The 17,942-nt window shown below is 67.1% G+C and carries 17 protein-coding genes; 6 read left to right on the top strand and 11 right to left on the bottom strand.

The window, feature by feature from the left end; translation table 11 throughout:
• Nucleotides 1–23: 23 nt before the first annotated feature.
• Both ABMY26_RS29430 and ABMY26_RS29425 read right to left on the bottom strand, forming a co-directional pair.
• A complete protein-coding gene (locus ABMY26_RS29430; RefSeq protein WP_372399719.1) occupies nt 24–1,739 on the bottom strand; it encodes a PAS domain-containing protein in 1,716 nt (571 codons plus the stop codon).
• Nucleotides 1,740–1,959: 220 nt separating this feature from the next.
• On the bottom strand, nt 1,960–2,880 hold the full coding sequence (locus tag ABMY26_RS29425; RefSeq protein WP_372399718.1) for a LysR family transcriptional regulator: 921 nt from the start codon (nt 2,878–2,880) through the stop codon (nt 1,960–1,962).
• Nucleotides 2,881–3,130: 250 nt separating this feature from the next.
• Here ABMY26_RS29425 and ABMY26_RS29420 point away from each other — a divergent pair, with 250 nt between their 5' ends.
• Nucleotides 3,131–3,988 carry a hypothetical protein gene (locus tag ABMY26_RS29420; RefSeq protein ID WP_372399717.1) on the top strand — a complete coding sequence of 286 codons (858 nt, stop codon included), beginning with the start codon at nt 3,131–3,133 and terminating at the stop codon, nt 3,986–3,988.
• 53 nt (nt 3,989–4,041) lie between these two features.
• Here the strand turns inward: ABMY26_RS29420 and gcl are convergent, their stop codons facing one another.
• Together gcl and uraH are read right to left on the bottom strand one after the other, a co-directional pair.
• Nucleotides 4,042–5,811 carry a glyoxylate carboligase gene (gcl, locus tag ABMY26_RS29415; RefSeq protein WP_372399716.1) on the bottom strand — a complete coding sequence of 590 codons (1,770 nt, stop codon included), beginning with the start codon at nt 5,809–5,811 and terminating at the stop codon, nt 4,042–4,044.
• A 121-nt stretch (nt 5,812–5,932) separates the two neighbouring features.
• Nucleotides 5,933–6,283: a hydroxyisourate hydrolase gene (gene uraH / locus ABMY26_RS29410; RefSeq protein WP_372399715.1), complete on the bottom strand. Its 351-nt coding sequence runs from the start codon at nt 6,281–6,283 to the stop codon at nt 5,933–5,935.
• 338 nt (nt 6,284–6,621) lie between these two features.
• On the opposite strand from uraH, the gene puuE reads away from it, so the two are divergent.
• Together puuE and uraD are read left to right on the top strand one after the other, a co-directional pair.
• Entirely contained in the window at nt 6,622–7,539 is a 918-nt protein-coding gene (gene puuE, locus ABMY26_RS29405) for an allantoinase PuuE (protein ID WP_372399714.1), read from the top strand.
• A gap of 8 nt (nt 7,540–7,547) precedes the next feature.
• Nucleotides 7,548–8,060, top strand: a complete 513-nt coding sequence (gene uraD, locus ABMY26_RS29400) for a 2-oxo-4-hydroxy-4-carboxy-5-ureidoimidazoline decarboxylase (protein WP_372399713.1) — start codon at nt 7,548–7,550, stop codon at nt 8,058–8,060.
• Between the two features lie 137 nt (nt 8,061–8,197).
• Here uraD and ABMY26_RS29395 read toward each other — a convergent pair whose 3' ends face one another.
• The 6 genes from ABMY26_RS29395 to oxlT all read right to left on the bottom strand — a co-directional run bounded on the left by ABMY26_RS29395 (nt 8,198) and on the right by oxlT (nt 14,768).
• The gene (locus ABMY26_RS29395; RefSeq protein ID WP_372399712.1) at nt 8,198–9,595 is read right to left on the bottom strand and encodes an NAD(P)(+) transhydrogenase (Re/Si-specific) subunit beta; all 1,398 of its coding nucleotides are present in this window, start codon (nt 9,593–9,595) and stop codon (nt 8,198–8,200) included.
• Between the two features lie 4 nt (nt 9,596–9,599).
• Nucleotides 9,600–10,028 (bottom strand): NAD(P) transhydrogenase subunit alpha, encoded by a 429-nt coding sequence (locus tag ABMY26_RS29390; protein ID WP_372399711.1) that lies wholly within the window; start codon nt 10,026–10,028, stop codon nt 9,600–9,602.
• A gap of 13 nt (nt 10,029–10,041) precedes the next feature.
• Nucleotides 10,042–11,211: a Re/Si-specific NAD(P)(+) transhydrogenase subunit alpha gene (locus ABMY26_RS29385; protein ID WP_372399710.1), complete on the bottom strand. Its 1,170-nt coding sequence runs from the start codon at nt 11,209–11,211 to the stop codon at nt 10,042–10,044.
• A 90-nt stretch (nt 11,212–11,301) separates the two neighbouring features.
• Nucleotides 11,302–11,790 carry a CBS domain-containing protein gene (locus ABMY26_RS29380; protein WP_045584145.1) on the bottom strand — a complete coding sequence of 163 codons (489 nt, stop codon included), beginning with the start codon at nt 11,788–11,790 and terminating at the stop codon, nt 11,302–11,304.
• A gap of 74 nt (nt 11,791–11,864) precedes the next feature.
• Nucleotides 11,865–12,890 (bottom strand): 2-dehydropantoate 2-reductase, encoded by a 1,026-nt coding sequence (locus tag ABMY26_RS29375; RefSeq protein WP_372399709.1) that lies wholly within the window; start codon nt 12,888–12,890, stop codon nt 11,865–11,867.
• Nucleotides 12,891–13,463: 573 nt separating this feature from the next.
• Nucleotides 13,464–14,768, bottom strand: a complete 1,305-nt coding sequence (oxlT, locus tag ABMY26_RS29370; RefSeq protein WP_372399708.1) for an oxalate/formate MFS antiporter — start codon at nt 14,766–14,768, stop codon at nt 13,464–13,466.
• A 491-nt stretch (nt 14,769–15,259) separates the two neighbouring features.
• On the opposite strand from oxlT, the gene ABMY26_RS29365 reads away from it, so the two are divergent.
• Nucleotides 15,260–15,703 carry a GNAT family N-acetyltransferase gene (locus tag ABMY26_RS29365; RefSeq protein WP_052710227.1) on the top strand — a complete coding sequence of 148 codons (444 nt, stop codon included), beginning with the start codon at nt 15,260–15,262 and terminating at the stop codon, nt 15,701–15,703.
• Between the two features lie 100 nt (nt 15,704–15,803).
• On the opposite strand, the gene ABMY26_RS29360 is transcribed toward ABMY26_RS29365, so the two are convergent.
• Nucleotides 15,804–16,022 carry a hypothetical protein gene (locus tag ABMY26_RS29360; protein ID WP_372399707.1) on the bottom strand — a complete coding sequence of 73 codons (219 nt, stop codon included), beginning with the start codon at nt 16,020–16,022 and terminating at the stop codon, nt 15,804–15,806.
• Nucleotides 16,023–16,434: 412 nt separating this feature from the next.
• On the opposite strand from ABMY26_RS29360, the gene ABMY26_RS29355 reads away from it, so the two are divergent.
• Both ABMY26_RS29355 and ABMY26_RS29350 read left to right on the top strand, forming a co-directional pair.
• The gene (locus ABMY26_RS29355) at nt 16,435–16,884 is read left to right on the top strand and encodes a CBS domain-containing protein (protein WP_045584149.1); all 450 of its coding nucleotides are present in this window, start codon (nt 16,435–16,437) and stop codon (nt 16,882–16,884) included.
• A 94-nt stretch (nt 16,885–16,978) separates the two neighbouring features.
• A complete protein-coding gene (locus ABMY26_RS29350) occupies nt 16,979–17,908 on the top strand; it encodes a histone deacetylase family protein (RefSeq protein ID WP_372399705.1) in 930 nt (309 codons plus the stop codon).
• The last annotated feature ends 34 nt before the right edge of the window (nt 17,909–17,942 follow it).

Raw genomic sequence — 17,942 nt, 5'->3', positions numbered from 1 at the left:
GGGCCTCGATCAGCGCGCCTCGATCAGCGCGCCTTGATCAGCATGTCTTCCAGATTGTGGTTGATCGCCTCGACGTTGCTCCGGGCCTGACGCATGCCGGACACCACGCCGCCGGTGAGCGCCTTCTGCTCCTCCGCGCTGTGGGTCACGCCATGGACCGTTTCCTTGACGCTTTCGACCGACTGCGCGATCCCGCCCAGGCTCCCGACAACCTGACGCACCACCTCCTGCATCGACTGGATCTCGACGGCGATCCGCTCGGTGGCCGAGCTCGTCTGCTCGGCGAGCGACTTCACCTCCGTCGCCACCACGGCGAAGCCGCGCCCCGCCTCGCCGGCACGGGCCGCCTCGATGGTGGCGTTCAACGCCAGCAGCTTGATCTGCGAGGCGATCGAGTCGATGAATTTCGCCACGCCGTCCATGGCGGCGGCGGCATCGTTCAGCCGGGCGGTGGCGGCGTCGGCTTCGCCGGTGCGGCGGTCGATGTCGTCGACCACGTCACGGGATTTGAGGATGTCCGCCGAAATCTGGCCGGCCGAGCCGCACATCTGTTCGATGGCCTCCGCAACCGCCGTGACCTGCTGCACCGTCTCCTTGGAAAAGCGGATGGCTTCCAGCCGGGCCTTGATCATCGGGGTGACGTTGGTCGCGAACTTGACGACCTTCAGGACCTGGCCGTCGTCGGCAAGCACCGGATTGTAGCTGGCATTGATCCAGACGTCGGACCCGTCCTTGGCCCGGCGCCGGTAGAGCGAGGTGTGGAAGCGCCCGCTGCGCAGGATGTCCCAGAAGTCGCGGTATTCCTGCGTTTCGCGGTATTCCGGGAAAACGAACATGCTGTGGTTCCGGCCGACGACCTCGTCCAGGTCGTACTGCATCGCCTTCAGGAAATTGACGTTGGCGTCCAGGATTGTGCCGTCTGTCTTGAACTGGATGACCGCCTGGGACCGGCCGATCGCTTCGATCTGGCTGCGGAAATCGGCGTCGCGGTCGTGCTGTCCGGTGATGTCGCTGGCGAACTTCACGATCTTCCAGGGCCGGCCGGCGGGATCGAGGATCGGGGCGTAGGTCGCCTGGATCCACACCTCGCGCCCGTCCTTGGTCTGGCGCCTGAACTGGGCGCTGCGGAACTCGCCGCGGCGCAGCCCGTCCCAGAAGGCGGCATAGTCTGGCTTCGCCGCCTCCGCCTGATCGACGAAGATCCGGTGATGGCGGTTCCGGATTTCCTCCAGCCGGTAGCCCATCAGGCTCAGGAAGTTATCGTTGGCGCTCAGGACCGTGCCGTCCAGCGCGAACTCGATCATCGCCTGCGACCGGCCGATCGCGGCGAGCTTGCCTTCCGCATCGGCGGATTTCAGCTTTTCCTCGGTGATGACGCTGGCGAACTTCACGACCCCCTGCGGACGGCCGTCGAATCCCAGGATCGGATTGTAGGTGGCCCGGATCCACACCTCCTTCCCGTCCTTGGCGATCCGCCGGAATTCCCCCGTCTGGAAGCGGCCGGCCCGCAGCTCGTTCCAGAACTGCCGGTATCCGGTGCTGATCGCCTGTTCGGGATCGACGAACAGGCTGTGCGGCCGGCCCTTGATCTCCGCCAGGCTGTAGCCCATCGCGTCGAGGAAATTCCGGTTCGCGTCGACCACCAGCCCGTCCAGCGTGAACTCGATCACCGCCTGCGACCGGTCCAAAGCGTCCAGCCTTGCCTTCTCATGGCGGCTGTTGGTCGTGAATAGAAACATGTGGCGTCTCCCCGTCCCTTGGCGACCGTCCGCGTCGCGCATTTCCCGGCAGGCCTTGCCTGCCTGTCCGTTTCTTTCGCAAACCGGGAAAGAAACGACGAGAAATCGGAAAGATTGGATCGCCATGGTCAGCATGGAGCTTCCCAACCTTTCCGGCGGATTATGGTACGGACAATCGACGCCGCTGTAGTCGGGGCTTTCCCTTAGGATGTCTGCTTGTTCAAAGCATCGCTTCCGGCGAAATCTCGTTCAGCGCCGCGCGAATCCTGGGCACCATATGGTCGGCGAAGGCCTTTACCTTGGCCGGCACCAGCGCCCGGTGCGGGTAGAGCACCGCCAGCGTCACCGGCTCCGGCGGGAAATCCGGCAGCACCGGCACCAGCGCACCGCTCGCCAGATGCTCCGCCACCTCCCACAGCGGCTTCATGACGATGCCGCGCCCGTCCAGCGCCCAGCCGGTCAGCACGTCGCCGTCATCGGCGTCGAAGCGCCCGGACACCGGCAGCTTCACCGGCTCGCCGCCGTCCAGCACGCTCCATTGATATTGCTGGGTGCCGGGAAAGCGCAGCAGCAGGCAATTGTGCCCGGACAGGTCGGCCGGCTTGTCCGGCCGGCCGCGCTCCGAGAGATAGGACGGAGCCGCCACCAGCACCCGGCGCATGTCGGCGATCTTGCGGACGACGAAGCTGGAATCCTTCAGCGCCGCCATCCGCACCGCGACATCCACCGCCTCGCGCAGCAGGTCGAGCAGATGGTCGGACAGGCGCAGCCGCACCTCCACCAGCGGATGGGCGGTGCAGAAATCCGGCACCAGCGGCGCCAGGATGCGCCGGCCGAAGCCCAGCGGCGCCGTCACCCGCACGCTGCCCGACGGCACGCCGGAGCCGGCGGCGATGCTGCTGTGCGCCCGCTCCACCGCCTCCAGCACCTCAAGGCAGCTGTGGTAGAACTCCATGCCGGTCTCGGTCGCCTGCAGCTGCCGCGTCGTGCGGTTCAGCAACCGCACGCCGAGATGGGCTTCCAGCTGCTGGATGCGGTGGCTGACCATGGCCGGCGACATGCGCAGGTTCCGTCCGGCGGCCGACAGGCTGCCCAGCTCGACGACGCGGACGAAGATGCGCATGTTCTCGAGCAACGCCATGCTTTTCGGAGACTCCCTGCCGGACCGGTGGGTTACGGGTCGGGCCCGACGCTAGCACGCCTTGCCCGATGCTGGGAATTTGCCACTCCCGTTCGCAGCGTTGCAGCGCAAAAACTCCCCCATCCGGCGATCCGGCCGGAGATATGTACGGATGCCCGCCCGGCCGCCGGCCCGTTCCGGCGCTATGATCAACGAAAGGTCGCGCAGCCCGTGGCCTTGGACAATGAAGACGTTCAAATGGGAGGGCAGCATGTTCGGACAGGATCGATTCGGCCCGCGCTGGAATGGCCATGGGCATGAAGACCGCCATGGCCATGAAGACCGTCATGGCCGGGGGCACGGTCACCACGGCAACGGAGGCGGGGGTGGACATGGAGGCGGAGAAGGAGGCGGTGGCGGAGGCGATGCCTATGAGGGGCTGTACGTCGTCGACGTCCAGGGCGTCGTCGACTTCCCGGCCCCCTTCCTCGATGAGGAGGTGCAGGTCGGCGACCCGTTCCGCATCACGCTCGCCATGACGTTCGACGAGCCGGTGGTCTCCACCGACGGTACCACCTACCGCCGCTATTTCGACGACCAGCCCAACCAGTTCCTGCTGTCGGCCCAGGTCGGCGACACCGAGATCGAGCATGTCGTCCAGGCCACCGTCCTGCCCACCGACGGGACGACGCTGGTGGTCGGCGACGGCACCCTCTATCGCGAGTTCGTGGACGATCCGCCACCGCCGCTCACCCCGGAGGACTTCCTCGCCGTCATCGCCCCCGGCACCACGACCGACCCGGCGAACGGTCAGGAGCTCTGGGTCAGGGCCCAAATCTATCTGGACGACCCGGCCGGCCAGTTGATCGGCGACCTGAACCTGGATGACGAGGCGACCTTCATTCCGGTGGAGGGCGGACAGGCAAGCGCCAGGTTTGGTCGCTTCCGCGAAGGCCCGGTGAATTTCGACGCCGATATCTACGGCATCCCGGCCTCTGTGACGCTGAACGCCATCGACCCGGCCGAGGTCTTTTCGGCGGAGAGCCTGGCCGCCATCGGCTATCCGCTGAACAGCAGCGGTGGCGGCGGCGGTGGCGGCGGCGGTGGCGGCTGCTTCGCGTTCGCCTGAAAACAGGAAAGGCGCGCCGCCGGGCGCGCCTTTTCCATCCGAAGACCGGATCGTCAGACCAGGACGGTCTCGCTCTCCTCGACCGGCAGGTCCAGCGTCTCCTCGAACTCGGTGACGTTGTCGATGTCGGCGCCCATGGAAATGTTGGTCACCCGCTCCAGCACCAGCTCGACGACGACCGGAACCTGATACTCGTCCATCCAGGCCTGGGCCTGGACGAAGGCCTCCTGGATGCGGTCGGGCTCGGTGACGCGGATCGCCTTGCAACCCAGCCCCTGCGCCACCGCGACATGGTCGACGCCATAGACGCCGATCTCCGGCGCGTTGATGTTCTCGAAGGACAGCTGGACCTGGAAATCCATCTGGAAGGCGCGCTGCGCCTGCCGGATCAGGCCGAGATAGGCATTGTTCACCAGCACATGGATGTAGGGCAGCTTGTGCTGGGCGCCGACCGCCAGCTCCTCGATCATGAACTGGAAGTCGTAGTCGCCGGACAGCGCAACGATGCGCCGCTTGGGATCGGCGACCCGGACGCCGAGCGCCGCCGGCAGGGTCCAGCCGAGCGGGCCGGCCTGGCCGCAGTTGATCCAGTGGCGCGGCTTGTAGACGTGCAGGAACTGCGCCCCGGCGATCTGCGACAGGCCGATGGTGGTGACGTAGGTGGTGTCCTGGCCGAAGGCGCTGTTCATCTCCTGATAGACGCGCTGCGGCTTCATCGGCACCTGGTCGAAGTCGCTGCGGCGGTGCATCGACCGCTTGCGGCCCTGGCAGTCCTTGACCCAGCCGCCCAGATCCTTGAAGCGGCCCTCCGCCTTCCACTCGCGCGCGACCTCGATGAACAGGTCGAGCGCGGCACCGGCATCCGACACGATGCCGAGATCCGGCATGAACACCCGGCCGATCTGGGTCGGCTCGATGTCGACATGCACGAACTTGCGGCCCTTGGTGTAGACCTCGACCGAGCCGGTGTGGCGGTTGGCCCAGCGGTTGCCGATGCCGAGCACGAAGTCGGACTTCAGCATCGTCGCGTTGCCGTAGCGGTGGGCGGTCTGCAGCCCCACCATGCCTGCCATCAGCGGATGGTCGTCGGGGATGGTGCCCCAGCCCATCAGGGTCGGGATCACCGGCACGCCCAGCAGCTCGGCGAATTCGACCAGCTTGTCCGACGCGTCGGCGTTGACGATGCCGCCGCCGGCCACCACCAGCGGCCGTTCCGCCGCCGCGAACATCGCCAGCGCCTTCTCGACCTGCTGGCGGGTGGCGGCCGGCTTGTAGGCGGGCAGCGGCTCATACGCCTCGTCGTCGAACTCGATCTCGGCCATCTGGACGTCGATCGGCAGGTCGATCAGCACCGGGCCGGGCCGGCCGCTGCGCATCAGGTGGAAGGCCTGCTGGAAGACGTAGGGCACCTGGGCCGGCTCCAGCACGGTCACTGCCCATTTGGCGACCGGCTTGGCTATGTCGGCGATGTTGATCGCCTGGAAATCCTCCTTGTGCAGGCGGGCGCGCGGCGCCTGGCCGGTGATGCACAGGATCGGGATGGAATCGGCGATCGCCGAATAGAGGCCGGTGATCATGTCGGTGCCGGCCGGGCCGGAGGTGCCGATGCACACGCCGATGTTGCCGGCCTTCGCCCTGGTGTAGCCCTCGGCCATGTGCGAGGCGCCCTCGACATGGCGGGCCAGCACATGGCGCATGGTGCCGCGCCGCTGCATCGCCGCGTAGAAGGGGTTGATCGCGGCGCCGGGGACGCCGAAGCAGACGTCGATGCCCTCCCGCTCCAGCACCCGCACCGCCGCTTCCGCCGCCGTCATTCTCGCCATCGCTCGACTCCTCACCAAACGCGATTGTTCGTGAGGACAGCTAAGCGCCTGGACGGCGGCTTCGGCAAATCAACGGGTTGCCTTTTCCACAGACTGGAAAGCGGCGCGAAGGGGGAAGAGGTCAGCTGCCGCGGTAGGTCGAATAGGCCCAGGGCGAGACCAGCAGCGGCACATGGTAATGCTGGGACGCGTCCTTGACGCCGAAGCGCAGCGGCACCTCGTCGATGAAGTCGGGGCCGTCGCCGGAAATGGTCCCGGTGCGGCGGAAATACTCGCCGGCCATGAACAGCAGCTCGTAGCGGCCGGGCTGGAAGGCGTTGCCCTGGAGCGCCGGGGCGTCGAGCCGGCCGTCGGCGTTGGTGGTGAACTCGCCCAGCACGGCGCCGCTGTCGAGGCTGGTCAGGCGGATGCGCAGGCCCGGCGCCGGGCGCCCGGCGGCGATGTCGAGGACGTGGGTGGTCAGGCGGCCCATGGGTGTGCGGTCTCCTTGATTTCGGGTGGTCGCGGCGGGTGCCCCCTCCCTAACCCTCCCCCGCTCCGCGGGAGAGGGAACTGCCGCCGTCTGTCGCTACGGCCACGCCGACAAGCGTCCAACCCCCTCTCCCTCGAAGAGGGGGAGGGATGGGGAGGGGGCACGCGCAGCAACTCATCTTCGAACCGCAACCTTAAGCCCAACCACCCGCCCCTGCCCACCCACCGAAATCCGGAAACTGTCTTCAGCCCTGCGCCCAATCGGCCGATTGAACCCCCTGCCGCCAATGGCTTAGCGTAGTCTCCGCTTCGACCGCAGCGCAAAAGGGCGAGACGACGATGACCGACACCGCATATCCCCGCGACATGATCGGCTATGGCGCGACGCCGCCGCAGGCCAACTGGCCGGGCGGCGCCCGTGTGGCGGTGCAGTTCGTCATCAATTACGAGGAGGGCGGCGAGAATTGCGTCCTCCATGGCGATGCCGCGTCGGAGGCCTTCCTGTCGGAGATCGTCGGCGCCCAGCCGATCCCCGGCGCCCGCCACATGAACATGGAGTCGATCTACGAATACGGCTCGCGCGCCGGATTCTGGCGGCTGCACCGCCTGTTCACCGAACGCAATCTGCCGGTCACCGTCTATGGCGTCGCCATGGCGCTGGAGCGCAACCCGGACATCGTCGCCGCGATGAAGGCCGCCGGGTGGGAGATCGCGACCCATGGCTGGCGCTGGATCGACTACCAGCACCTGCCGGCGGAGGTCGAGCGCGAGCACATGCTGCGCGCCATCGAGGTCCACACCCGCGTGACCGGCGAGCGGCCGCTTGGCTGGTATCTCGGGCGCTGCAGCCCGAATACCTGGCGGCTGGTCGCGGAGGAGGGCGGCTTCGTCTACAACGCCGATTCCTATGCGGACGATTTGCCCTATTGGGACGACAGCCATGGCCGGCCGCAGCTGATCGTGCCCTACACGCTCGACGCCAACGACATGCGCTTCGCCACCAACCAGGGCTTCAACAGCGGCGACCAGTTCTTCGCCTATCTGAAGGACAGCTTCGACACGCTCCATGCCGAGGGGGAGACGGTGCCGAAGATGATGTCCGTCGGGCTGCATTGCCGTCTGGTCGGCCGTCCCGGCCGCGCCGCGGCGCTCGCCCGCTTCCTCGATTACGTGCAGGGCCATGACAAGGCATGGGTGGCGACCCGGCTCGACATCGCCCGCCACTGGATCGCCGAACACCCCTACGCCGCGAAGTGAGAGCGCAGATGCCCTACAGTCTGGACGATTTGAACCGCATGGACCGCGCCGCCTTCGTCGCCGCGCTGGGCGCGGTGTTCGAGGAAAGCCCCTGGGTGGCGGAAGCCGCCTGGGAGCGGCGCCCCTTCGCCGATGCCACAGCATTGCGCGCGGCGATGACCGGCATCGTGCGCGATGCCGGGACGGAGCGGCAGCGCGCCCTGATCCTCTCGCACCCCGACCTCGCCGACCGCGCCAGCCGCCCGGCCACCCTGACCGCCTTCTCCCAGACCGAACAGGCGAAGGCCGGGCTCGACGGGCTGACCGACGCGGAGGCGCAGGAGCAGCGCGACCTGAACCGCGCCTATCGCGAGCGTTTCGGCTTCCCCTTCATCATGGCGGTCCGCTTCAGCAGCAAGCAGGAGATCCTGGCGGCAATGCGCGAGCGCGTGGCCAACGGGCCGGAGGTGGAGTTCGGCCGGGCGCTGGAGGAGATCTACAGGATCGCGGGGTTCCGGCTTGACGATCTGGTGAGGGGATAGCGCCGGCTTCGATGCCCCCTCCTAACCTCCCCCGCTTCGCAGGGGAGGGTTAGGGAGGGGGCATCGAAGCCGACACTGTCCCAAAAACAAAAGCGCACCGCCCCATCGGAGCGGCGCGCTTGTCCATTGAGCAGCCTCTACGCTTCCATCGCCTTCACCACCTCTTCGGTGACCTTCTTGGCGTCGCCGAACAGCATCATGGTGTTGGGCCGGAAGAACAGCTCGTTCTCCACGCCGGCATAGCCCGCCGCCATGCCGCGCTTGATGAAGAACACCGTCTTGGCCCGCTCCACGTCGAGGATCGGCATGCCGTAGATGGCGCTCGACGGGTCGGTCTTGGCCGCCGGGTTGGTCACGTCGTTGGCGCCGATGACGAAGGCGACGTCCGCCGTGCCGAAGTCGCGGTTGATGTCCTCCAGTTCGAACACCTCGTCATAGGGAACGTTGGCCTCGGCCAGCAGCACGTTCATGTGGCCGGGCATGCGGCCAGCCACCGGATGGATGGCGTATTTCACGTCGACGCCCTCATGCTTCAGCGCGTCGGCCATCTCGCGCAACGCATGCTGGGCCTGGGCCACCGCCATGCCGTAGCCGGGCACCACGATCACCGACTGCGCGTTCTTCATGATGTAGGCGGCATCCTCGGCCGAGCCGGCCTTGACCGAGCCTTGCGGACCGGCCCCGGCCCCGGCGGCAGCCCCTGCCGCCTCGCCGCCGAAGCCGCCGAGGATGACGTTGAAGATCGAGCGGTTCATGCCCTTGCACATGATGTAGGACAGGATCGCGCCCGAAGAACCGACCAGCGCGCCGGTGATGATCAGCAGGTTGTTCTGAAGCGTGAAGCCGATGCCGCAGGCCGCCCAGCCCGAATAGCTGTTCAGCATCGAGATGACCACCGGCATGTCCGCCCCGCCGATGGGGAGGATCAGCAGGAAGCCCAGCGCCAGGGAAACCGCCACGATCAGCCACATGGCCGCATCGGCGTTCGACTGCACCAGCCAGCCGATCAGGATGACGGTCAGCACGCCGAGCGCCGCGTTCAGCGGATGCTGCATCGGGAAGACCAGCGGCTTGCCGGTGACGAGCCCCTGGAGCTTGGCGAAGGCGACGATGGAGCCGGTGAAGGTGATGGCGCCGACCGCGGTGCCGAGCGCCATCTCGATCAGCGAGCCCTTGGCGATGGCGCCGCGCAGGCCGATGCCGTAGGCCTCCGGCGAATAGAAGGCGGCCAGCGCGACGAAGACGGCGGCGAGGCCGACCAGCGAATGGAAGGCGGCGACCAGCTGGGGCAGCGCCGTCATCTCGATCTTCTTGGCGACGACATAGCCGATGGCGCCGCCGATGGCGATGCCGAGCACGATCATCCAATAGGACTGGACGATGGGAGAGGCCAGCGTGGTCAGGATGGCGACGGTCATGCCGACCATGCCGTAGATGTTGCCCTGGCGCGAGGTTTCCGGGCTGGAAAGCCCGCGCAGCGCCATGATGAAGCAGATCGAGGCGACCAGATAGAGAAGGGCCGACAAGGTTTCCATGGTCTTACTTGCCCTTCTTCTTGAACATGGAGAGCATGCGCTGGGTCACCAGGAAGCCGCCGAAGATGTTGACGGACGCCAGGATGACGGCGAGGAAGCCCAGGACCTTGGAAAAGCCGAAACCGGCCGGGCCGGCGGCGACCAGGGCGCCGACGATGATGACCGACGACACCGCATTGGTGACGGCCATCAGCGGCGAATGCAGGGCCGGGGTGACGCGCCAGACGACGTAATAGCCGACGAAGCAGGCCAGCACGAGCACGGTCAGGCCGGTGACGAAGAAGCTGCCATGGCCGGCGGCTCCGGCGACGTCGGCGACGGGAACCGGCGACAGCTGCGCGACCTGCACGGCCAGCGCGTCGACCTGATCGGTCAGCGATGCCAAGGTTTGACGAAAGGCGGCGATGTTGCTTGCGGGATCCGGGTGTTCCATGGGATCCGCCTCCTCACGCGGGTTGCACTTCGCGGGCGTCCGCGAAGGCAGGATGCACGACGGCGCCGTCGCGGGTCAGCGCGATGGCCTTGACGATCTCGTCGTCCCAGTTGACGGCCACGCCCGTCTCCTTGCCGTGCAGCGACGTCAGCAGCGCCAGCAGGTTCTTGGCGTACAGCAGCGACGCGCTCTCGGCGATGCGGCTGGCATAGTTGGCATGGCCGACGATCTTCACGCCGTTGGCCGTGGTCACCACCTCGCCCAGCGTCGACCCCTCGACGTTGCCGCCCTGCTCGACCGCGAGATCGATCAGGACCGAGCCGGGCTTCATCGACGCCACATGCTCCGCCGTCACCAGGATCGGCGCCTTGCGGCCGGGGATCAGCGCCGTGGCGATGACGATGTCCTGCTTCTTGATGTGCTCGGCGACCAAGGCCGCCTGCTGGCGCTTGTAGTCGTCGGACATCTCCTTGGCGTAGCCGCCGGCGGTCTCGGCCTGTTTGAACTCGTCGTTCTCGACCGCGACGAAGCTGCCGCCCAGCGACTGCACCTGCTCCTTCACCGCCGGGCGCACGTCGGTGGCCGAGACGATGGCGCCGAGGCGCTTGGCGGTGGCGATGGCCTGCAGCCCGGCGACGCCGACGCCCATGATGAAGGCGCGGGCCGGCGGCACGGTGCCGGCCGCGGTCATCATCATCGGGAAGGCGCGGCCATACTCGCTGGCCGCATCGACGACGGCCTTGTAGCCGGCGAGGTTGGCCTGGGAGGACAGCACATCCATCACCTGGGCGCGGGTGATGCGCGGCATGAACTCCATGGCGAAGGCGTTCACGCCGGCATCGGCATAGGCCTTCACATGGTCGCGGCTGTTGTAGGGATTGAGGATGGCGAACAGCAGCGCGCCTTTGCGGACCAGCGCCAGCTCGTCCTCGCCGCCCTCGGCAGCGATGAGCGGCCGCTGCACCTTCAGCACGATGTCGGCATCGGCGAGCGCCGAGGCGGCATCGGCGGCGATGGCGGCGCCCGCCGCCTCGAACGCGGCGTCGGTGATGCTGGAGCCGAGCCCGGCCCCGCTCTCAACCACCACGTCCAGTCCGAGGCCCTTGAGTTTCTTGACGGTTTCGGGAGACGCGGCGACGCGGCGCTCGCCCGCGCGGCGCTCCCTGGGGATCGCGATCTTCATGTCGATTGCTTTCAAAGGCCAGCCACGAGACAGCCCACGGCGGCCGGCAAGGGCCGCCCGCTTGCCATGGGCAACTGGGCGGGCGGCCGCTCACTGGTTGGCGACGACCGGATAGTCCCAGCTGTCGGCGGCGGCGCTGTCGGCGGCGGCGACCGCCGCCGGCACCGGCGCGGCGGCGGTCATCTCCTCCAGCTGGCGGCGGATCAGGTCGCGGACGCTGACGACGCCGACCAGGGTCGCGCCTTCCAGGACCGGGACATGGCGGATGCCATGCTCATCCATCAGGCTCAGCACATGGCGCACCGGGTCCGACGGGCTGCAGCAATAGGGGTCGCGCGTCATCAGCGCCGACACCGGCTGTTCGAGGATGGCCGCCCCGCGGTCGACCAGCGCACGCACCACGTCGCGTTCGGAAACGACGCCGACCACCGTATTGCCTTCGGTACGGCAGACGTCCTTGACGACCAGCGCCCCGGTGTTCTCCGCCTTCATCAGGCGCAGCGCGGTGGCGACGGTTTCATTGACGCGCACCATGCCGATGCGCGTCCCCTTCTTCCGGAGAATGTCTTCGACCTTCATGACGCTCCTCCCCCCAATTCGATGCGGCGTCACGGCGGCCGGCAGCGTCCTTCGCAATGCCGGCCGCCTGTCGCCTAGTGCGCGGCGGCCACTTCCGGGGCCCGCTGCGGGGCCGGCTGCGGCCGGCTGTAGCAGCCGGCGGTTTCGCCGCGCTGCTTGACCAGGGCCAGCACCACGTCGATGGTCGGCGTCGGCGCCCCCACCATGCGGCCCATCTCCTGGACGACCGACAGCAGCGGGTCGATCTCCATCGGCCGGCCGCGCTCCAGATCCTGCAGCATGGAGGTCTTGTGCGCGCCCACCGCGGCGGCGCCGTTGATGCGGCGTTCCACGTCGACGCGGAAATGCACGCCCAGCCGGTCGCCGATCTCCTTGGCCTCCAGCATCATCGCCTTGGCGACGGCGCGGGTTTCGGCATCGCCGCAGATGACCTCGAGCGTGCCGTGGGTCAACGCGCTGATCGGGTTGAAGCACAGGTTGCCCCACAGCTTCAGCCAGATCTCGTCGCGGATGCGGTCCAGCACCGGCGCGCGCAGGCCGCCGGCCTCCATCGCCTTGGACAGCGCGACCACGCGCTCCGACGTCGAGCCGTCGGGCTCGCCGAGCGAGAACTTGTCGCCGTAGACATGCTGGATGACGCCGGGCTCGACCACCTCGGTCGCGGGATAGACGACGCAGCCGATGGCGCGCTGGGGACCGAGCCCGTTCCACTGCACCGCGCCCGGATCGACCGTCTCCAGCGTGCGCCCGTCGAAGGCGCCGCCGGTGCCGTGGAAGTACCAATAGGGAATGCCGTTCACGGCGGTGACGACGGCGGTATCGTCACCCAGCAGCGGCTGCATCGCGGGGACGACGCCGGGGACGGAGTGGGCCTTCAGGGCGACGATCACGTAATCCTGCGGGCCGAGTTCGGCCGGGTTGTCGGTACAGCGGGGGTGGACGACGGTCCTCTCATCCCCCATCAGCAAGGTGACACCGTTTTCGCGCATCGCCGCCAGATGCGCGCCGCGTGCCAACAGGCTCACCTCGGCCCCCGCCTGGTGCAGGCGAACGCCGAGATACCCGCCGATGGCCCCGGATCCGTAGATGCAGATCTTCATGCCGGATTCCCCTCTCCCCCGATTTCGCTTTTCGGATGCCCTGGGGCTGGACGGTGCCAGCCTGTCCAAACCGGCCGCATCCATCGGCGGCCCGGTCGCTTTGCAGCGGCATCCAACAGTCTGTCGCGCAAACTGTGCGTGGAGTTTGGTATACCACATACCGTATGTCAATGCGGAATGTGGGGGAAACCGCTGAGAATGCGCGCCGTCCGGGTGCCCGTCCGGATCATGCGCCCTTCGCAAGGACGCACAGGGTCAGCCCTTTCGCTTCGGCCCTTTCGATGCGTGTTGACGGACCGGTTCGTATTCTGTATACAGAATATCAGCCTTTGAAGCGGGCTCTGCGGAGACGGCGCCACCGATGCGGTTCCGGTGGTTTCGCTCCCAAAACGCAACAAACCGACAGCGGGGCCTTGCAGCGGTCCCGATGCCGGTTTGTTTCGTCTCTCGGCGATCGGACGATCGCCACTTTCAAGGCGGCCTTCCGCAAGGCCGCAAGGTCAAGGCCGCAAGGCCGCAAGGTCATGGAGCGTCCCGGTTCGCCCCCCGGTTCACCGGGACGCTCCAGTCCCGTCAGTCGGCGCCCTCGGTCACCAGCTTGCCGACCGGCTGCTGCCTGTCCTCGGCGATCTGCCGGGCCCGCATCGGCTTCAGGACGAAGATGGCCATGAAGGCGGCGATGGCGTTGACCGCGGCGGCGAAGAAGAACACCGTCTGCCAGCTGCCGGTCGACGCCACGATCACGTTGGCGAAGGGAACCACCAGCGAGGCCGTGCCCTTGGCGGTATAGAGCAGGCCGGCGTTGGTCGTGGCGAACTTCGACCCGAAGCTGTCGGCGCAGCAGGACGGGAACAGGCTGTAGATCTCGCCCCAGGCGAAGAACACCAGACCGGTCAGGACGACGAAGGCGACCGGGTGATGGCCCCACTGGTTCAGCGCCAGGATGCCGACGGCTTCGATGGCGAAGGCGATGAACATGGTGTTCTCGCGGCCGATATGGTCGGACACCCAGCCGAAGAAGGGACGGGTCACGCCGTTCAGCACGCGGTCGATGGTGAGCGCGAAGGTCAGCGCCGGCAGGGTCAGGCCCATGATGCTGACCGGCATGCCGTCGAGATGGAAGTCCTTGGCGATCGGGCCGAGCTGGGCGGTGGCCATCAGGCCGCCGGCGGCGACCATGACGAACATCAGGTACATCACCCAGAAGACCGGCGACTTCAGCGTCTCCTGCGGGGTGTAGCTGCGGCGGCTCTGCGCGATGTTGGACTTGGTCTTCGGCAGCAGGTCGGGATGCGGCTCCTTCAGGAACCAGGCCAGCGCGAAGACGATCAGGCCCTGGCCCAGGCCGAACACCAGGAAGGTCTGCTCGAAGCCGGAGGTCTGGATCATGTTGGCGATCGGCACGACGGTCAGCGCGGAGCCGGCGCCGAAGCCGGCGGCGGTCAGGCCGGCGGCGAGGCCGCGGCGGTCGGGGAACCATTTCAGCGCGTTGCCGACGCAGGTGCCATAGACGCCGCCGGCGCCGATGCCGCCGACAGCCGCACCGAGATAGAGCAGCGCCAGGGAGTCGGCGAACGAATTGATGACCCAGGCCAGGGCGCACAGGATGCCGCCGATCAGGACGACGATACGGGGACCGAACTTGTCGACGAACCAGCCTTCGACGGGGACCAGCCAGGTTTCGGTCACGACGAAGATGGTGAAGGCGACCTGAATGGCGGCACGCCCCCAGTGATACTTCTCTTCGATGGGGTTGACGAACAGTGTCCAACCATACTGCAGGTTGGCGATCATCGACATGCAGATGACGCCGATGACCAACTGCATCCAGCGGCCGCCGAGCGGTGCGCTCGGCGTCCCCGAATTCATATGCTGCATCTTCTATCTCCTCCTAGGAAGCGGTTCTCTGCCGATTCGGGCGTCGCTTCTGTTTTGATGCTTGAGCGTTTTCTTTGATGCTTCGGTGATGTGATGCGGTTCTTTTGTGCTGTCGGTGGTCATGCGGCGGGGATGCGGCCCCGGGGCATTCCACGGATTTCGGGGGCGGGTTTTTCACCCCCCGCCAGACCGATGCGGTCCTGGGTTCGGTCTGGAATTATCAATATGGTATACCAGATGCCGAACGCCTGACAAGCGATTAGTGGATGAGGCGAACTGTTTCCGCAGGCTGCATTCGGGCAGCGGACCGGGCCAATCCTGCGTTTTGGATTTCCGGCACGCGGAAAGCGCCGATGGGCCGCTTCTGGCCGGGCGCATCATTGGCATATGGTATGCCAGTGCAGGAGACAGGGGGAGGCAGGCGGGGCTACGGCCCGCCGATGCCCAGGCCCTTCCCGGCAGAACCCATATTGATTAAGGAGTCGACCGCCATGGACCAGCAGCAGACCATCGAGATCGCCGTGGCGCGTGACGATGCCGATATCGCCGCCAGTTACCCGGTCATGAAGGAGCTGCGGACCCACATGACCGACGCGGACGCCTACCGCGCGCAGATCCGGCGGCAGATGGACGACGGCTACAACCTCGCCCTGCTGCGGCTGGACGGCGAGATCGCCGGCTGCGGCGGCTTCCGCGTGCACGAGACGCTGTCGCGCGGCCGCTATATGTATGTCGAGGATCTGGTGACCAGCGCCGCCAAGCGCTCGTACGGGCTGGGCGACAAGCTGTTCGACTGGCTGGCCAGCGAGGCGCGCGAGCGTGGCTGCGCCCAGATGGAGATCATCTCCGGCATCCAGCGCGGCGAGGCGCACCGCTTCTATCACCGCAAGCGGATGACCATCAAAAGCTTCCAGCTGGTGCTGCCGCTCGCCTGACCGGCGGCGCCCGCCCCGGCGGCAAAGGCACAAACGAAAAAGACGGCCTCAAGGGGCCGTCTCTTCGCAAAGCAACGATCGCGAAACCGGACCGGCGCGATCAGAAGGCGCGCGGGAAGCTGGCCCAGGCCGGGCCGGGCGGAAGCTCGTCCTCCTGGTCCTTCAGGTCGGTTTCCGACGGGTTGGCGAGGCGCAGCGGCGCGGAGGAGAAATCGCGCTGCGACGTCTTGCCCGCATTGGCGACCTGCATCGACAGGATGTGGTGGACGGTGCCGCCGAAGACGGACAGCACAAGCGCCAGGATCAGCATTTCCAACATGGTCGTCGCTCCGGTGACTCGGGGTGGGGTGCTTTATTGGTTGGTCGGTTTCAGCCCGACGGATCTGTTATGACGCGGCGCAGCATGGAGATCAAGGTTTTTGGTATACAAGGTACAAGATGCCCGATATGCGCCTACTGCATGCCCGGCATGAAAATATATGCGTAACGAACATACCGCTACTCCAATCATTTCCTCCACCCTGGATTGCCTGGGAGGTGGAGCGTCAGTCCCTGCGGAAAGCAACAGCGCCCGGCCCGATGCGGTCCATGACGATCTGAAGCAGGGAACAGGGCCGCAGAAATTGTTTGATTGGCGTACTGTATTTGGTATACCATATTTATAGCGTGGCTCCCCGCCGGGCGCTCCGCCATCCCAGCCATCCAGCTGCCAGCCGATCAGGAGACACGCCATGAAGGTCGAACATATCCTGCGCACCAAGGACTCCCGCGTCGTCGCGGTGCGGACGAGCGCGACGGTGGCGGACGCCATCCGGTTGATGAAGGCGGAGAACATCAGCGCCCTGATCGTCAAGGACGTCTGCCGCACCGAAGGCAACACGCTGGCCGGCGTGCTGTCCGAGCGCGACATCGTCCATGCCCTGCTGGAGCGCGGCGCCCCGCTGCTGTCGATGCCGGTGTCGCAGCTGATGACCCGCCAGCCGGTGACCTGCGCCCCGTCCGACAGCCTGCAGCACGCCCTGCACCTGATGGACCAGCACCATATCCGCCATCTGCCGGTGCTGGAGGACGGCCATCTGGTCGGCGTCGTCAGCGCCCGCGACTTCACCCGCCTGCAATTGCGCGAGCTGGAAGGAGCGGTCGCCGCCACCGCCGAGCCGCCGGCCGCCTACGCCCACTGAACGACGCCCCGAAGCAACCGCCCCGAAGCAACGCCGCCATGGCCCGGGCTCCCGCCCGCGGCCCGGCGGTGCCTTTCCATGGGAAATGCGAACCGTGACCACCCTGATCTTCACCCATCACGATTGCTTCGCCCACGACACCGGCCCCGGCCATCCGGAAGCGCCGGAACGGCTGGCGGTGGTGTGGCAGGTGCTCGACCGGCCGGAGTTCCGCGACCTGGAGCGCCGCTCCGCCCCCGAGGCCGATGTCGAGCAGCTGTCCCGCGTCCATGACCGCCAGTATGTCGAGGCGGTGCTGGCGGCGGTGCCGGACGACGGCTATCGCCGGCTGGATGGCGACACGCTGCTATCACCGGGATCGCGGGGCGCGATCCTGCGCGCCGCCGGCTCGGTCTGCGCCGCGGTCGACGCCGTGCTGGCCGGCGAGGCGACCAACGCCTTCTGCGCCGTGCGCCCCTGCGGCCACCATGCCGAACCGGCCCGCGCCATGGGATTCTGCATCTTCAACAACATCGCCGTCGGGGCGGAGCATGCCCGCAGGATCCACGGGCTGACGCGGGTGGCGGTGGTCGATTTCGACGTCCATCACGGCAACGGCACCCAGGCGATGTTCGCCGACGATCCCAACCTGTTCTTCGCCTCGACCCACCAGTCTCCACTCTATCCCGGCACCGGCAATTCGTGGGAGCGCGGGGTGGACAACAACATCCTGAACCTGCCGCTGGAGCCCTATAGCGGCACCGTCGAATTCCGCCAGGCGATGGAGCGCGCGATCCTTCCGGCGCTGGAGGCCTTCCAGCCGGAGTTGCTGCTGATCTCGGCCGGCTTCGACGCCCACAAGCGCGACCCGTTGGCCCAGCTCGGCCTGACCACCGAGGATTTCGAGTGGGTGACCCGCAAGCTGGTCGATCTCGCCGACCGCGTCTGCGGTGGACGGGTGGTTTCGGCGCTCGAAGGCGGTTATGACGCGACCGGTCTGGCCGAGGGCTGCGCCGCCCATCTGCGGGCGCTGACGGCGGCCTGATCCTACCCTGCCCTCGATCCGCCGGCCCTCGATC

This window comes from Azospirillum sp. HJ39, assembly GCF_041507355.1.
Classification (GTDB): domain Bacteria; phylum Pseudomonadota; class Alphaproteobacteria; order Azospirillales; family Azospirillaceae; genus Azospirillum; species Azospirillum thiophilum.
The sequence above is the reverse complement of the archived record's forward strand: the minus strand, read 5'-3'. Positions and strand labels throughout refer to the sequence as shown.

Bases quoted from the DNA above. Each gene is read 5' to 3' on its own strand.
- ABMY26_RS29430 (WP_372399719.1), bottom strand. From the start codon at position 1,739: ATGTTTCTATTCACGACCAACAGCCGCCATGAGAAGGCAAGGCTGGAC.
- ABMY26_RS29425 (WP_372399718.1), bottom strand. From the start codon at position 2,880: ATGGCGTTGCTCGAGAACATGCGCATCTTCGTCCGCGTCGTCGAGCTG.
- ABMY26_RS29420 (WP_372399717.1), top strand. From the start codon at position 3,131: ATGTTCGGACAGGATCGATTCGGCCCGCGCTGGAATGGCCATGGGCAT.
- gcl (WP_372399716.1), bottom strand. From the start codon at position 5,811: ATGGCGAGAATGACGGCGGCGGAAGCGGCGGTGCGGGTGCTGGAGCGG.
- uraH (WP_372399715.1), bottom strand. From the start codon at position 6,283: ATGGGCCGCCTGACCACCCACGTCCTCGACATCGCCGCCGGGCGCCCG.
- puuE (WP_372399714.1), top strand. From the start codon at position 6,622: ATGACCGACACCGCATATCCCCGCGACATGATCGGCTATGGCGCGACG.
- uraD (WP_372399713.1), top strand. From the start codon at position 7,548: ATGCCCTACAGTCTGGACGATTTGAACCGCATGGACCGCGCCGCCTTC.
- ABMY26_RS29395 (WP_372399712.1), bottom strand. From the start codon at position 9,595: ATGGAAACCTTGTCGGCCCTTCTCTATCTGGTCGCCTCGATCTGCTTC.
- ABMY26_RS29390 (WP_372399711.1), bottom strand. From the start codon at position 10,028: ATGGAACACCCGGATCCCGCAAGCAACATCGCCGCCTTTCGTCAAACC.
- ABMY26_RS29385 (WP_372399710.1), bottom strand. From the start codon at position 11,211: ATGAAGATCGCGATCCCCAGGGAGCGCCGCGCGGGCGAGCGCCGCGTC.
- ABMY26_RS29380 (WP_045584145.1), bottom strand. From the start codon at position 11,790: ATGAAGGTCGAAGACATTCTCCGGAAGAAGGGGACGCGCATCGGCATG.
- ABMY26_RS29375 (WP_372399709.1), bottom strand. From the start codon at position 12,890: ATGAAGATCTGCATCTACGGATCCGGGGCCATCGGCGGGTATCTCGGC.
- oxlT (WP_372399708.1), bottom strand. From the start codon at position 14,768: ATGCAGCATATGAATTCGGGGACGCCGAGCGCACCGCTCGGCGGCCGC.
- ABMY26_RS29365 (WP_052710227.1), top strand. From the start codon at position 15,260: ATGGACCAGCAGCAGACCATCGAGATCGCCGTGGCGCGTGACGATGCC.
- ABMY26_RS29360 (WP_372399707.1), bottom strand. From the start codon at position 16,022: ATGTTGGAAATGCTGATCCTGGCGCTTGTGCTGTCCGTCTTCGGCGGC.
- ABMY26_RS29355 (WP_045584149.1), top strand. From the start codon at position 16,435: ATGAAGGTCGAACATATCCTGCGCACCAAGGACTCCCGCGTCGTCGCG.